Source organism: Rhodomicrobium sp. (genome assembly GCF_047605405.1).
Classification (GTDB): Bacteria; Pseudomonadota; Alphaproteobacteria; order Rhizobiales; family Rhodomicrobiaceae; genus Rhodomicrobium; species Rhodomicrobium lacus.
In genome coordinates this window covers 1-14010 of record NZ_JASGFR010000017.1, presented here as the reverse complement: position 1 = coordinate 14010, position 14010 = coordinate 1, and the positions used below count along the sequence as shown (strand labels likewise).

The following is a 14010-nucleotide window of genomic DNA, read 5'->3' as shown; positions in this document are numbered from 1 at the left end:
CTACCGCCAAAAAGCAAAGGCGCTCTGGCAGCAGTCCTTGATCTCCGGACTGCATTTTCCTGGCGAGGCAGTGAGGCTCGGCAACATGGTTTCTCTTGGAGCGCTCGCAACCAAGATCTTCGGCAGTTCCAACGACAGGCGCCTGAAGAGTTTTCAATCGAGGGTCGCGCCGGTCAATGCGCTGGAACCGAAGTTCCAGGCGCTTTCGGATGACGAACTGCGCGCGAAAACCGTGGAATTCCGCGAGCGGCTCGCGAACGGCGAAGACCTCGACAAGCTCCTGCCCGAAGCCTTCGCCACGGTGAGGGAAGCTGCAAAGCGCACGCTCGGCCAGCGGCACTTCGACGTTCAGCTCATCGGCGGCATGGTGCTTCACTCAGGCAAGATCGCCGAGATGAAGACCGGCGAAGGCAAGACGCTCGTTGCCACGCTCGCGGCCTATCTCAACGCGCTGCCGGGACGCGGCGTGCATGTCGTCACGGTTAACGATTATCTCGCCAAACGCGACTCCGACTGGATGGGGCAGATCTACCGCTTCCTCGGCCTGACCGTCGGTTGTATCACCCACGAGCTTGACGATGCCGAACGCCGCGCGGCCTATGCCTGCGACATCACCTACGGCACGAACAACGAGTTCGGCTTCGATTACCTCCGCGACAACATGAAGTACTCCATCGACGAGATGGTGCAGTTCGGCGGCCGTCCGCCGGAGCTTCAGGGGCACGCCTTCGCCATCGTCGACGAAGTGGACTCGATCCTGATCGACGAGGCGCGCACGCCGCTCATCATTTCCGGCGCGATCGAGGACAAGTCGGACCTTTACATCAGCATCGACAAGATCATTCCGAAGCTCGGCAAGGAGCATTACGAACTCGACGAGAAGCAGCGCACGGTGACCTTCAGTGAAGAGGGCAACCAGCGCATCGAGGAGCTTCTGCAGGAAGCCGGCTTCATCGAGCCGGACTCCACCTTCTACGACGCCGAGAACGTGACGATCGTCCATCACGTCAACCAGGCGCTGAAGGCGCACAAGTTGTTCCTCAAGGACCGCGATTATATCGTCCGCAAGGGGCAGGTCGTTATCGTGGACGAGTTCACGGGCCGCATGATGGAAGGCCGCCGCTATTCGGAAGGTCTGCATCAGGCGCTCGAAGCCAAGGAAGGCGTGGACGTCCAGCCGGAAAACCAGACGCTCGCCTCGATCACCTTCCAGAATTACTTCCGCCTCTATGAAAAGCTGGCGGGCATGACCGGCACAGCCATCACGGAAGCGGCGGAGTTTTTAGACATCTACGGTCTGGAGACGATCGAGATCCCGACCAACCGCGCCATGCGCCGCATCGATTCGGACGACGAAGTGTACCGCACCGCTGCGGAGAAATATCGCGCCATCATCCGGTTGATCCAGGACTGCGCGAAGCGCGGTCAGCCGATCCTCGTCGGCACCACCTCCATCGAGAAGTCGGAAACGCTGTCCGAGATGCTGAAGCCGCTCGGCGTGCCGCATCAGGTGTTGAACGCCCGTTACCACGAACAGGAAGCTTTCATCATCGCGCAGGCGGGCATGCCGGGGGCGGTGACCATCGCGACCAACATGGCGGGCCGCGGTACGGATATCCAGCTCGGCGGCAACGCCGACATGCAGATCGCCGCCTGGATCGCGGAGAAGCGCGCGGCCGGGGTCGAGCCGACGCCGGAAGAAATCAAGGTGGAGCGCGACAGGATCGCCGCCGACATCGAGACGAAGAAAGAGCAGGCGCTCGCCGCCGGCGGCCTCTATGTGCTCGGAACCGAGCGCCATGAAAGCCGCCGCATCGACAATCAGCTTCGCGGCCGTTCGGGCCGCCAGGGCGATCCCGGCGCCTCGCGGTTCTATCTCTCGCTCGAAGACGACCTGATGCGCATCTTCGGCACTGACCGCATGGATTTCATGCTGCGGAAGCTCGGCATCAAGGAAGACGAAGCTATCGCGCATCCGTGGATCAACCGCGCGCTGGAAAAGGCGCAGCAGAAGGTCGAAGCGCGCAACTTCGACATGCGCAAGAACGTTCTGAAATACGACGACGTGATGAACGACCAGCGCAAGGTGGTGTTCGAGCAGCGCATCGACCTGATGCAGGAAGACACGGTCGAAGAGACCGTGGCCGACATGCGCCGCGAAGTCGTTCAGGATCTCGTGACGACGCACATCCCGGCGAAGGCTTTCGTCGAGCAGTGGGACGTGAAAGGCCTGCGCGAGGAATTCAACGCGGTCTTCGGCATCGATGTGCCGGTCGAAGAGTGGGCCGCCGAGGAAGGCATTGCGGAACAGGAGATCGAGGAGCGGCTTCTCGCGAAGGCCGATGCGGCTGCTGCGCGCAAGGCGTCGGAGGTCGGCCCCGAGACCATGCGGCAGATCGAGAAGGCGATCCTTTTGCAGACGCTCGATCATCTCTGGCGCGAGCATATCGTCAGCCTTGAGCATCTGCGTCAGGCTGTCGGCCTGCGCGGCTACGCTCAGCGCGATCCGCTTCACGAGTACAAGGGCGAAGCCTTCCAGATCTTCGAAAGCATGCTGTCGCGCCTTCGTCGCGATGTGACCGGCCAACTCATGCACGTTCAGCTCGCGCAGCCGGAAGACTATGCGCAGAACGAGCTTCCCGAGCTTCAGATGTTCCGCGCCGATCCGATCACGGGCGAAGACATATCCGAGAGCGAAGCCGAAGCCGCGCCGCAGTCGAGGCAGGAACGCCGCGCGGCCGCGAAGCAGGGGGCTAAGCCGTCAGCGCCTGCGGCGGCAAAAGCGTCGGCCCCTCGCGGTGGCGGAAAGGCACCTGCACTCGATCCGAATAACCCGGCGACCTGGGGCAAGGTGGCGCGCAACGCGCTCTGCCCATGCGGATCGGGCAAGAAGTACAAGCATTGCCATGGTGCGATTGCCGCCACCGCTGCCGAGTAGCCGGGCGGCACGGCGTCGCTCCGTGGGCGCCGTCATTGGTATAGCAAAGCCGGGCGTGCCCGGCTCGACGGCTGACAAAGCTCTCGCCTCGGCGGGAGCTTTGTGATTCGGCGGGGCACGCCGAAAAACCGATTTCTCGACAGGCCGTGCCTTGAGATGGCGCGTATCGACAGGCTTGTCCCGAAGGACCGCTTTTGAGGAAGATCGAAGTGGCGGCGCCTTCTCGCTTCGTTCGCGATCAGGGGGGCTTCAATGCGCCGATGATTGGAGGCTCGCGCCCGACCCGGTCTTGAATGTTCAAGGCCTATTCATCGGCTATCTATTCGCCGTGCCGGTTCGTGCGCGAGATCGAGGTCAACCGCGCCTATCGATGGTTTTGGGGCTGAAGCTGTTCGATCCGGTGTTCGACGCCTCGACCCCTGTCGAAAACGGCCTTGATAGGCATCGGCCCGTGAGACCCGTCTTTATCGTCCGCGCAGCCGGGAAACCAACTCGGGACTGGGGTACGAGTCGGCGGGCAGGCCGAACTTCTGCTGCACCTTCTTGATGCTTGCGCGCGTGAGAAGGCCGAGCTTGCCGTCCACTTCGCCGACGTCATAGCCCTTGGCGCGAAGCAGGGTCTGCAACTCCTTCGTCTGCTCATAGCCGAACGGCGCCACGCCGCGCCCACGCGATACCGGCGGCGCGCCATCGATGCGGGTCGCGAGATAGGCCACCGTCGTCGAGTAGATGAGCGACTGGTTCCATTCGAGGAATACCTTGAAATTGTCGAAGGCGAGGAAGGCAGGCCCGTTGCGTCCCATCGGGAGCAGCAACGAAGCGGGGCGGTCGCCGGAGACGCGCTCGCCGTCCGCAAGCTGCACACCCATGCGCTGCCACTCGCTGAGCGGATGCTTGATGGTGAGATCCGCCTGGCTCCAGTCCATGCTTTCCGGCACGCGCACTTCCTTGAGCCACGGCTCGCCGCGCCGCCAGCCGAGCGCCTTGAGATAGTTCGCCGAGGAGCCGATCACGTCCGGCGCGCTGCGGATGAGGTCCGAGTGGCCGTCGCCGTCGTAATCGATGCCGTATTTGAGATAGACCGAGGGAACGAACTGCGTCTGGCCAAGCTCGCCCGCCCATGGCCCGCGCATTTCGCTCGGGGTAAGGTCTCCGCGGTCGATGATCTTCAGCACGTCGATCAGCTCTTCGCGGAACTTTTCGGGCCGACGGCAGTCATAAGCGAGCGTTGCCAGCGAACGCACCGTTTCCATGTTTCCGTTGTTTGCGCCGAAATCGGTTTCGAGCGCCCAGAACGCGCTGATGACCGCACCTGGCACGCCGAACTCACGTTCCGCCCGCTCGAACTCCCGCTTGTACTTGCCACCGATGAGCTGGCGCGCCTTATCGATCCTGTATTTCGCGGCCATCCGGTCGGAAAATTCGAGGAAGGTTTGCGAAAACACGCTCTGGCCGCGATCCTTGTTGATGACGCTCTGGTCGAAGGTCACGCCATCGAGAGCCGAGAGCGCGCGCGGGGAAATGCCCTGGCTTCGCGCCTCTGCCTTGAACTGCGACAACCAGCGGTCGAACCCCGCGCTCGACGTGGAGCACGAAGCCGCCGAAGCGCTGCTCGCGCCCGCCGCGACGAGGAGGCTCGCAATCATCGTTCGGGATAAAAGGCGTCTCATCGCAAAGTCTCCAGTCGAGCATGGTCGGAAAATGGGCCGAAACGGTGCTTTTCAGGCCGCCACCCGCAATGTCACCCGTTCTATAAACATCGGACCTTGCGGGAAGACGGCGGACGGCCCGAAAGGGTGATGGCGCGAATCCCGTCCGAAAGTGAGGCAAAACAAAGGCGATCACGCGCCTAACCGGAAGCGCCGGCGGCGTGAACCGACAGGTCGCGGATGGTTGGACGGAGCCCGGTCAGCGGATTATGCGCGTCCCATTTCAACGCGATGGTTTGGAATCTGCACGCGAGCGCGTCATAGATGAGGAGCCTGCCCACAAGCGTGCCTTCGAGGCCGAGGATCACCTTCGCCACCTCCACGGCCTGCAAGGTGCCGATCACGCCCGCCACGGGGCCAAGCACGCCCGCTTCCTCGCAAGTCGGTATTTCGCCCGGTGCGGGCGGCTCGGGGAAGAGGTCGCGATAGCTCGGGCGCGGCGTCCCCCTCTCGTCCGTCTCGAAGGCGCGGAAGGTCGAGAGATACCCTTCCATTTGGCCGAGTGCGGCGAAGACGAGCGGCTTTCGCGCGAAATAACAGGCGTCGTTCACCAGATAGCGCGTCGCGAAATTGTCAGAGCCATCCGCCACGATGTCGTAACGCGAGACAACCGAAAGCGCGTTTTCAGAGGTGAGGCGAAACGGCATGGCCTCGACCTCGACATGCGGGTTGAGCGAACGCAAAAGCGATGCGGCGCGCTCAACCTTGGGCTTGCCGACGTCCTCGGTGCGATAGGCGACCTGCCGTTGAAGATTGTCGAGCGAAACGCGGTCGTCGTCGATGATGCCGAGCGTGCCGACACCCGCCGCCGCGAGATACATCAGGAGCGGTGAGCCGAGACCGCCCGCTCCGACGACCAGCACGCGCGCAGCCTTGAGGCGTTGCTGACCTTGGCCACCGATATCCTTGACAAGCAGGTGGCGCTTGTAGCGATCGATTTCTTCGCGTGAGAGCGTGGTCATGATCCTTGCCCGGTGGAAGCCCTTATCGAGTGGTCCGATGCCGACATTTGCACCCGTTTGCTTGCGAGCACATGTCGGGATCAAAAGGACCACCGGCAACACCATGATTCTGGGTCACCGATTCGTAACTTCGCAGCCAGATCCGGACTGACGCAAGCTTGACTGAGGCGAGAAAACTGTCGCCGCTTGTCGTTTTTGCCACGGTGCGGCTCGACGGCGTTGCGCTGGCGGTAAAGCCAGGGCGAGAAGGCGCCGGGCGCTTCTTCCGGTTCGGCATGAGCGTGATGTTACCCCAAGCGCATGCTTCCCCGCCCGCTTCGGCGGGCAGCCGCCTCGACGCCTAACCTTAGGTTGCCGGAGCGCGGTCCCACGTAAATGGGGCGTCCACTTTTGCAGATCATACTGCCAAGCCATACCGTCAACCAGGATCGAAAGCCATGAGAGCGTCAATCTTGTTTTGCGTCGCTGCTTCGATGTTTGTCGCCGCCAAGGCCCAATCGTTCCCAGCGTTCGATACCCCCCCGACCGCCGCGGCCACTCAGACGATCCGCGTGTCGGACACCGGGCGTCATCACGGACGCGGCGACCTGTTCTCGAACTGGTGCGCCTATAACTGCTATCGCGTCAGCCCCTGCGCGCAAGGCGGCTGCTTCGGCAGATATCATTACAGCCAGTATCCGTACGATGAGGATCTGCCGTTCCGCTATCGTTGGGATCCGGACGCGAGCGTTCAGGACAACATTCTTGCGCGCTTCAACACCGGCTATCTGCGCGCGTTCGAGCGTCAGTATTGAGGAAAACGGACTTTGTCGGTCGCTGGATCGGTTGCCTGGCGTCGGCGAAGAGGCGCTCGACCGTTTCCGCGCAGTGCTTGTTGATGATGACCCGCTGAATCACAAGGCTCCCGCCGAGGCGGGAGCCTTGTCAGCAGCGTGAAGGCGACCGATGGCGGCCCTCTTCAATTCGGCATCAATCGCAATAATTCGTGGCGTAGTTCGTGCAATAGGCCGGGCCGTAACCGTCGTTGATGCAGCTCCAGTAGCAGCTGTCATAGGCGCTGTAGGCGCCATACCCGATCAGGGGTGCGCCGTACCAGTACCAGCGCCCGTTGCGCCAATACCGGCGACGGTGATGCCAATTTCCCGCGTGAGGCGGATGCTTGCCGCCCGCAAACGGTGGTTTCCCGCCATAATACCGCTTCCCGAGAGGGGGGCGGAATCCGGGGTAAGGCTTGTTGTGCGGTATGCCGGAGAAATTGTGCTGTCTGTGAGGCTTGAAAGAGCCGGGATATCCGCCTGATGGCCTATGTGACGGCGCGATCCTGAACGCGGGCGGTTGACCGCCGTGCGGACGAAATCCACCCCCGAAATGTCCGCCGCGAAATCCTCCTCCTCCGCCGAAATGGCCGCCGCGAAATCCGCCGCCACCGCCGAAGCCTCCCCCGCCTCCTCCATGTCCGCGATGTCCACCGATCAAGGTGAACGTGCTCGCTCCGCTTTTCGCGATCGCTGCTTGCGCGCCCCCTTCGATGGGGGAGGCAACCGCGCCGCCCGCGCACAGACCAACTGCAGCGAACGCCGCGATAACAGTTCTTCTCAAGGTCATTTAAGTCCCTCTTCCGTCCCGGAGATGCCCCGCGCCCCAGACATCGGGCAAAAAGCGCGACGTCAGACGCACGAACGGCATGGCCGTCAGGCTTACTGAACGATAGAGTATAATCGCCGATGGCAGAGCTTATAAAGAATTTCGTCAAAAATTGTAACTCGCCGCAATTGCAGTGCGCTCGAAAAAAAAAGCTGCCGGTGCGGCAGCCTTTCCTTCAGATCTGTCGGATCACGGTCGAGGGAAGTTCTTCGCAAGCCCGCCGAAGAACAAGGGTGTCCAAAATCAGTAACAGAAGTCGGACGAATAGGTCGAGCAATAGGCCGGTCCGTAACCCGCCGCGAGGCAGTTGTTGTAGCAACTGCTGCCATAGCCGTAGATGCCGAGCCCGACCAGCGGCGCACCGTACCAATACCAACGGCCGCCCCGCCAATATCCGCCGCCCCTCCCGTAATTACGGCTATAGCGAGGACCGGGATCGGCCCAACGCGGACCGCCACCGATGGCGCCCTTCGATCCGAAGCGGGGAGGGGCGCCGTAACGCGGCCCCGCAAATCCGGGGTTGCGGGCCGCCGGTCCCGGTCCTCCATATCGCGGGCCAGCGATACCCGGTCCGCCGCCCGTTCCGCCTCCACGAAACCCGGGGCCTCCGCCGAAGCCCCCGCCTCCGCCGCGGAAGCCTCCGCCTCCCATGCCGGGGCCTCCGCCGAAGCCGCCCCCGCCACCACCGCGGAAGCCTCCGCCTGCCATGCCAGGGCCTCCGCCGAAGCCGCCGCCTCTGACGAGGGTAGCCGCGTCCGCAACGCCAACGGGTGGTGTCGTGACCGAGGCGCCCAAGCTTGGCGCAGACACTGATGCCGCCGGCGCGGCCAATGCTGCCAAACCGAAAACGACACCGGTGATAATCGATCCTCTGATACGCATGACGAACCCGCTCCTCTTGTTGCCGCATGGACGACTGCCGGGCGAAACCACGGAGCATCGGTCCGTTCCCGTTTTGCTCGCGCGGAGCCCTTCCGGGCAGCGGGAAATATCTTGAGCTCGAATCCCCTCAGGTAAGCTTATGGGGGAAGCCATTGTCACAATCGTCGTTTACACGCGGTAATTATCGTTCCTCATGTTTCGCAATTGTTGGAATGTGATGCTATCGACGAAGCAAGGTGAGAAAAATTATATATTAAACAGGCAATCGCGAATGAAATATCCGGCTTAATGGAACCGTTATTCGCTAAGTCATAGGATGATGTGCAGCCTAGATGCTGCGTGTGCGTGTAATCCCGTAGAGGATAAGATGAAAAAACTCGTCATTGCTATCGCCGCCCTTTCGGCCGCGACTCTCGCTTCGAGCGGTGCCTCTGCACTCCCGCTTGCCACCACTGGCGTCGACGCCTCCGCTTCAAGCGCCATCGTGAAGGTTGGCTGCTACAAGAAGCGCGTTGTCACGACTACCAGCTGCTGCACGACGACCACGACGTACGTCAGGGTCGTGAACCCCTGTGGGTGCGGCTGTGGCTGTGGCGGCAACGGCGGATTGTTCGGCGCCGGCTTCCTCTTCTTCTAGAACCCGTTCCGATCTGACTGGATCGCCATCGATCGGAAAAACGGTCTCTTCTTGAAGTTCAAAGGCGGGTTCACCCGATCAGGTGAAGTTCTAACGCAATCCGCCATTATCGACGGCAAATAGCCGGGATCTTCCCGGCTATTTTCGCGCTCGCTCGCGTCAAACCACCGCATTCGGAGCCGCAAAGCCGAGCGTCTTTGCAGGCTTTGACGCCATTTGGCCGCAATTGCGGCGCTCGTGCGCAAAAAAGTGATTGGCAAGCCGTAACGCCCCCCTTATCTTATAGTCCGAGTGAGCATAAGGTCGAGTCGAGTGATCGGCTTGGGCGAGAAACCTGAGGGGGTTAATTTTTTGCCTGTCCTCCTTATGCTCAAACGGAGCATTACTCCCGGCGACGGGACGTGGGGTGGAGGACTTTCGGCATGGTATTTCTCGATAGCGGCGTGGAGCCGTTCCGTCGGCATAGGGGCGCTGACCCGGTTTGCGCTCTCGACGCGGACGTCGACATCGAACCCGCGCGCCATCATTTCGACGCCGCCTTCGTCCGCGAAGCGATCCGCGAACTGAAGCCCGTTTATGCCAAGGTGGAACGCGTGATTCCGGCCTTCGAATGGGCCGCGCACGCGCCCTACATCAAGGCGATCCGCGACCTGAAGCGCGAAAAGAACGCCGTCGTTCTCGCTCACAACTACATGACGCCGGAAATCTTCCATGGCGTGGGCGACATCCTCGGCGACAGCCTCCAGCTTGCGAAGGAAGCCGCGAAAACCGACGCCGACATCATCGTTCAGTGCGGCGTGCACTTCATGGCCGAAACATCGAAGCTGATGTGCCCGGAAAAGAAGGTGCTTATTCCCGATCCGAAGGCGGGCTGCTCGCTTGCGTCCTCGATCACGCCGGAGGACGTGCGCGCGCTTCGCGCTGCCTATCCGGGCGTGCCGGTCGTCACCTATGTCAACACGAGCGCTGCGGTGAAGGCCGAATGCGATATCTGCTGCACCTCGGCGAACGCGGTGAAGGTGGTGGAAAGCCTCGGCGCCCCGCGCGTGCTCCTGATTCCCGATCAGTACCTCGCTCGCTACGTCGCGACGCAGACGAAGGTCGAGATCATCTCTTGGAAGGGCGCGTGCGAGGTGCACGAGCGCTTCACGGGCGCGGAGCTTCGCGGCTATCGCGAGGCGGAACCGGGCGTGAAGATCATCGCGCACCCGGAATGCCCGCCGGACGTCATCGCGGAGGCCGACTACACAGGCTCGACCGCCGGCATGATCAAATGGGTGACGGACCGCCAGCCGAAGCGCGTCGTGCTCGTCACCGAATGCTCGATGGCTGACAACGTCGCCTATGCCGCGCCGAAGACCGAATTTACCCGGCCGTGCAATCTGTGCCCGCACATGAAGCGCATTTCGCTGCCGAAGATTCTCGACAGCCTGCTGCACGAGAAGGTAGAGGTGACCGTCGATCCGGCAGTTGCGGACCGTGCGAGAGCGGCGGTCGAACGCATGGTGAAGCTGCCGCTTTAGCTCGGAGCGCCGACGGTCCCTGCCGTTGGCGCCCTCGGCAACCTCGTCGGTGAGGATGCGCCGACTTGTCAGGTGGGGAGCATCCCGAAATGAACCATACTCGCGCGAATGATCTGCTGCCTTTCCGGCGGCGGACGGGGCCTGATCGTGTTCTTGTTGTCGGAGGCGGCCTCGCAGGACTGTTCACGGCGCTCCGGCTTGCGCCGCTTCCCGTGACGGTGCTGACGCCCAAGCCGCTTGGCGAGGGTTCGTCCTCGGCCTGGGCTCAGGGCGGCATCGCCGCGGCCATTGGCGCGGGCGACCATGCGGACGCACACGCGGCCGATACCATCGCGGCCGGGGCTGGTCTGACCGATCCCGAGGTGGCTCGTGTCGTCACGAGCGAAGCGGGCGATCGCATCCGCGACCTTCTCTCCTATGGCGTTCCCTTCGACCGCGAGCTTGACGGCAAGCTCCGCCTTTCGCAGGAGGCCGCCCACAGCGCGCGCCGCATCGTGCGCGTCGATGGCGACCGCGCCGGCAAGGCTGTGATGGCCGCGCTGATCGCGACAGTTGCCAAGACGCCGTCGATCTCGGTGCTCGAAAATGTCGAAGCGGTGGAACTCGTCAAGCGCGACGGCCGCGTCGTCGGGCTTTACGCCACCCGAAGCGGCGGCCACGGACGCGCCTCGTTTCTCGCCGGCCGCGCGGTCGTGCTCGCAACCGGCGGCATCGGCCACCTTTTCCGTGTCACCACCAACCCGGCGGAAGCGCGGGGCGGCGGCCTTGCGATGGCGGCGCGGGCGGGTGCCATCATCGCCGATCCCGAATTCGTGCAGTTTCACCCGACCGCATTCGACGTGAGCCGCGATCCCGCGCCGCTTGCATCCGAGGCCATTCGCGGCGACGGCGGCCGCCTCGTGAACCGCGACGGCGAGCGTTTCATGCCGGCCATCGATCCGCGCGGCGAGCTTGCGCCCCGCGATGTGGTGGCGCGCGGCGTACATCGCGAAATCGCCGCCGGACGCGGCGCTTTCCTTGATGTGCGTGCGCTCGACCTCGCCCACAATTTCCCGACCGCCTACGACGTGTGCACGGAAGCTGGCATCGACCCCGCGAAACAGCCGATCCCCATCGCGCCCGCAGCGCATTATCACATGGGCGGTGTCTCAACCGACATGCGTGGCCGCACGTCGCTCACCGGGCTATGGGCTTGCGGAGAGGTTGCTTGTACCGGGCTTCACGGCGCGAACAGGCTCGCGTCGAATTCGCTTCTCGAAGCGGTGGTGTTTGCCGCCCGCGTCGCTGCCGATATCGCTGCGGATGCGCCGCACTGGCCTGCCATGGGCGAGATCGAAGCGCCGGAAACCATCGCCGTTCCGGTCGTCGCGCCCGCCGAGGAAGCACGCCTTCTGAAGCGCCTTCGCGAGGCGATGGCCGCGCATGTCGGCGTCGAACGCACCGCTGAAACGCTGAAGACGGCGCTCTCGTCCCTGGTGGACATCTCACGCATTCCCGCATCGCCGGCGCTTGCGAACATGACGACTGCGGCGATCCTGATAGCCGCCGCCGCACATGAGCGCAGGGAAAGCCGCGGTGCGCACTGCCGGCTCGACTTTCCTTCGGCGAACGAGAAAGGCCGACACACTTTTATGACGCTTTCCGACGCGGTGGGGATTGCCGCGCGCGTGACGGGCAAGACGCCTTTCGATGCCGTGGATGCAAGCGGAGTCCGCGTCAGGGCCGCGGATCTGGCCGGGTAGGCGATTTTGCGTGGCGAAGGTTTCGGTTCGCCAGCGGCGACGGGTTCAAGCTCAAGGGCCCGCGTCCCAGATATTGCAGGGGAACGCGAGACGGCTTCGCCCGCCTCACCCGAAGACTATTGACCTTTCAGCGAACCGCGCTCTAATGAGCCTGCGGTCCCCGTAGCTCAGCAGGATAGAGCACCAGATTCCTAATCTGGGGGTCACAGGTTCGAATCCTGTCGGGGACGCCAATAAAATCAATAACTTACAGCCTTAAAAACCTCCTCAAAAATCTGCATTTTGCTCCGGTGTACACTCCCGCATACACACATCAGCGGGGAGAGAGTGACAGGTTTTGCACGGTTTCGCATCGTGCCGGCCAGCTGGGCGGGCCTTCTCTTGTGCTGCCAGGGTGTCTTCGATGTCCCGCGCTATGGCTGCCTTCGACGCGAGCCACTTTGCGATCTCGATCTCGAAATCGGTCGCGATAGAAGCCCCGTCGCGTTGTCGCTTTGCGCTGATGATTTCGGTGCAGGTCCAGCGTTCGCCCCGGTAGTCGGGGCCTGTGCGCTGGAGGCGGGCGATTCCGTCGAAGAGGCCGTTGCGACCGTCCTCGCCCTTGGCGGGAAATCCCCTGAAGGCATAGCGGATCATCGGGCCGCCTCCGAAATCGGACGGAGCACGACCTCGAAGCCGAGCGCGCCGGCGAAGGCGACCAGGTTGGCAAGCTGAGGGCTCGCACCCGCCCGCCACGCGAACATGGCGTTGACGCTGATCCCGCTGCGCGCCTCGAGGTCCAGGAAGCTCATGCCGAGGCGCTTGCGTTCAGCGAGAAGCATCGCCATCACGTCCGACTGCTCGTTGAAGGCCATCTCGCAAGCGGGTGCGCGCTCGCGGCGAAGAACCACCTCGAAGCCTAACACGCGGGCGAAGGCGACGAGGTTTCCCATGGTGGGGGCAGACCTGCCCGCCAGCCAATATTGAGCGGAGTTGATCGCAACGCCCGACCGCGCCCGAAGCTCGTCGTTTCGGATGCCTATCCGGCGACGCGCCTCAAACAAGGCCGCGATGGCCGGGCGCTGGTTGGTAAGACTGATTTCGGTGGTTGCGGGGGCCGTCATGCTGCCCTCCGCAACTCGGCAAGAGCGTAGCCGCCCCATTGATCCGCCATCGCGTCGGCTAGCCCAGGATAGAAGCGCGAACGCCTTTTCCTTCTATCAGGGCCGGGGCTTGCCTTGTGGATGTCAGCCCGCGCCGTTCGGCCATCTAGCGTCCCGGTCGGTTTGAGCGTCGGCAGACCGCGCAGCCATAGACATGTTCGCTTCTTCACATTGTCCGGTCCGGCTGGATCGGTTCCGAATTGCCACGGCTGGACCGATTGAGCGAACTGCCGGTAATCGCGGATCAGCCCCTTAGCGTGCGGGTTCATAACCGGATTTTCAACCGCGACCCTTTCAATGGGAGCGGTCCAGAAATCCGAGAATAGCTCGGCGCCATCGCGCAATTCCTGCCACATGAAGGCGAGCCGCTGCTCGCGATTCCACGCTGCATAGGCGGCTATGGTTTCAGCCGGGTAATCCCATTTGTTCAACTTGGAGGGCGGCTCGCTAAGCCACCGAACTCCGCTGTTGCAAAGGCGCGTGCAAGGCGGGTGCGCGACTATAAGCAATCCCCATCCTTCATTGAGGTAATCGCGCGCGTCGCCGACGATGTGGTGGTTTGAGCGATCCTCGCTCGGCAGTAGGTCGACGCTCCAGGCATCGAAGCCGCGGCGCGCAAACGCGCGCCTCACCGTCCCAGTGAATTCGCAGGCGACAAGGACGCGAAGTGCGGTGCTGTCGATCATGCGCTGACCCTCCGCTCTTTCCGCATCGCATCGCGCAGCCGAACCTTCTCGGCCGCCGACAAGGTGCCGGCTGCGGCGTTGCAGCGTCTGTGGGCGAGGAAGCAGTTCGAGAGATGGTTCGGGCCGCCGTGAGCGACCGGCACGA

Annotated in this window: 12 protein-coding genes and 1 tRNA gene; 6 read left to right on the top strand and 7 right to left on the bottom strand. The window is 62.9% G+C overall.

Going from position 1 to position 14010, the window contains the following annotated elements; translation table 11 throughout:
- Window positions 1-85 precede the first annotated feature (85 nt).
- Window positions 86-2938: a preprotein translocase subunit SecA gene (gene secA, locus QM659_RS08625; protein WP_303487449.1), complete on the top strand. Its 2853-nt coding sequence runs from the start codon at window positions 86-88 to the stop codon at window positions 2936-2938.
- Window positions 2939-3402: 464 nt separating this feature from the next.
- On the opposite strand, the gene QM659_RS08620 is transcribed toward secA, so the two are convergent.
- A complete protein-coding gene (locus QM659_RS08620; RefSeq protein WP_415188107.1) occupies window positions 3403-4608 on the bottom strand; it encodes a lytic murein transglycosylase in 1206 nt (401 codons plus the stop codon).
- Window positions 4609-4787: 179 nt separating this feature from the next.
- A complete protein-coding gene (locus QM659_RS08615) occupies window positions 4788-5609 on the bottom strand; it encodes a HesA/MoeB/ThiF family protein (protein WP_415188106.1) in 822 nt (273 codons plus the stop codon).
- A 437-nt stretch (window positions 5610-6046) separates the two neighbouring features.
- Between QM659_RS08615 and QM659_RS08610 the strand changes: the two genes are divergently transcribed.
- Window positions 6047-6403 (top strand): hypothetical protein, encoded by a 357-nt coding sequence (locus QM659_RS08610; RefSeq protein WP_415188105.1) that lies wholly within the window; start codon window positions 6047-6049, stop codon window positions 6401-6403.
- Between the two features lie 282 nt (window positions 6404-6685).
- On the opposite strand, the gene QM659_RS08605 is transcribed toward QM659_RS08610, so the two are convergent.
- Together QM659_RS08605 and QM659_RS08600 are read right to left on the bottom strand one after the other, a co-directional pair.
- Window positions 6686-7063 carry a hypothetical protein gene (locus QM659_RS08605; protein ID WP_415188104.1) on the bottom strand — a complete coding sequence of 126 codons (378 nt, stop codon included), beginning with the start codon at window positions 7061-7063 and terminating at the stop codon, window positions 6686-6688.
- A gap of 433 nt (window positions 7064-7496) precedes the next feature.
- Complete coding sequence (locus tag QM659_RS08600) at window positions 7497-7961, bottom strand: hypothetical protein (protein ID WP_415188103.1); 465 nt, start codon at window positions 7959-7961, stop codon at window positions 7497-7499.
- Window positions 7962-8502: 541 nt separating this feature from the next.
- On the opposite strand from QM659_RS08600, the gene QM659_RS08595 reads away from it, so the two are divergent.
- The 4 genes from QM659_RS08595 to QM659_RS08580 all read left to right on the top strand — a co-directional run bounded on the left by QM659_RS08595 (window position 8503) and on the right by QM659_RS08580 (window position 12270).
- Window positions 8503-8772: a hypothetical protein gene (locus QM659_RS08595; protein ID WP_127076750.1), complete on the top strand. Its 270-nt coding sequence runs from the start codon at window positions 8503-8505 to the stop codon at window positions 8770-8772.
- Between the two features lie 422 nt (window positions 8773-9194).
- A complete protein-coding gene (gene nadA / locus QM659_RS08590; protein ID WP_415188102.1) occupies window positions 9195-10295 on the top strand; it encodes a quinolinate synthase NadA in 1101 nt (366 codons plus the stop codon).
- An 89-nt stretch (window positions 10296-10384) separates the two neighbouring features.
- Window positions 10385-12037, top strand: coding sequence for an L-aspartate oxidase (locus QM659_RS08585; protein ID WP_415188101.1), 1653 nt, complete (start codon window positions 10385-10387; stop codon window positions 12035-12037).
- 156 nt (window positions 12038-12193) lie between these two features.
- Window positions 12194-12270: transfer RNA gene (locus QM659_RS08580), tRNA-Arg, on the top strand.
- A gap of 34 nt (window positions 12271-12304) precedes the next feature.
- Here the strand turns inward: QM659_RS08580 and QM659_RS08575 are convergent.
- From QM659_RS08575 to QM659_RS08565, 3 genes are read right to left on the bottom strand one after another with little or no spacing between them, the layout of a single operon-like run.
- Window positions 12305-12673 carry a hypothetical protein gene (locus tag QM659_RS08575; RefSeq protein WP_415188100.1) on the bottom strand — a complete coding sequence of 123 codons (369 nt, stop codon included), beginning with the start codon at window positions 12671-12673 and terminating at the stop codon, window positions 12305-12307.
- On the bottom strand, window positions 12670-13140 hold the full coding sequence (locus QM659_RS08570; protein WP_415188099.1) for a helix-turn-helix domain-containing protein: 471 nt from the start codon (window positions 13138-13140) through the stop codon (window positions 12670-12672). The genes QM659_RS08575 and QM659_RS08570 overlap by 4 nt, the downstream gene beginning before the upstream one ends.
- Entirely contained in the window at window positions 13137-13865 is a 729-nt protein-coding gene (locus QM659_RS08565; RefSeq protein ID WP_415188098.1) for a hypothetical protein, read from the bottom strand. The genes QM659_RS08570 and QM659_RS08565 overlap by 4 nt, the downstream gene beginning before the upstream one ends.
- Window positions 13866-14010 lie beyond the last annotated feature (145 nt).

Excerpts from the sequence above, each read along its gene's own strand:
- secA (WP_303487449.1), top strand. The coding sequence starts at position 86 with ATGGTTTCTCTTGGAGCGCTCGCAACCAAGATCTTCGGCAGTTCCAAC.
- QM659_RS08620 (WP_415188107.1), bottom strand. The coding sequence starts at position 4,608 with ATGAGACGCCTTTTATCCCGAACGATGATTGCGAGCCTCCTCGTCGCG.
- QM659_RS08615 (WP_415188106.1), bottom strand. The coding sequence starts at position 5,609 with ATGACCACGCTCTCACGCGAAGAAATCGATCGCTACAAGCGCCACCTG.
- QM659_RS08610 (WP_415188105.1), top strand. The coding sequence starts at position 6,047 with ATGAGAGCGTCAATCTTGTTTTGCGTCGCTGCTTCGATGTTTGTCGCC.
- QM659_RS08605 (WP_415188104.1), bottom strand. The coding sequence starts at position 7,063 with ATGGAGGAGGCGGGGGAGGCTTCGGCGGTGGCGGCGGATTTCGCGGCG.
- QM659_RS08600 (WP_415188103.1), bottom strand. The coding sequence starts at position 7,961 with ATGGCAGGCGGAGGCTTCCGCGGTGGTGGCGGGGGCGGCTTCGGCGGA.
- QM659_RS08595 (WP_127076750.1), top strand. The coding sequence starts at position 8,503 with ATGAAAAAACTCGTCATTGCTATCGCCGCCCTTTCGGCCGCGACTCTC.
- nadA (WP_415188102.1), top strand. The coding sequence starts at position 9,195 with ATGGTATTTCTCGATAGCGGCGTGGAGCCGTTCCGTCGGCATAGGGGC.
- QM659_RS08585 (WP_415188101.1), top strand. The coding sequence starts at position 10,385 with ATGAACCATACTCGCGCGAATGATCTGCTGCCTTTCCGGCGGCGGACG.
- QM659_RS08575 (WP_415188100.1), bottom strand. The coding sequence starts at position 12,673 with ATGATCCGCTATGCCTTCAGGGGATTTCCCGCCAAGGGCGAGGACGGT.
- QM659_RS08570 (WP_415188099.1), bottom strand. The coding sequence starts at position 13,140 with ATGACGGCCCCCGCAACCACCGAAATCAGTCTTACCAACCAGCGCCCG.
- QM659_RS08565 (WP_415188098.1), bottom strand. The coding sequence starts at position 13,865 with ATGATCGACAGCACCGCACTTCGCGTCCTTGTCGCCTGCGAATTCACT.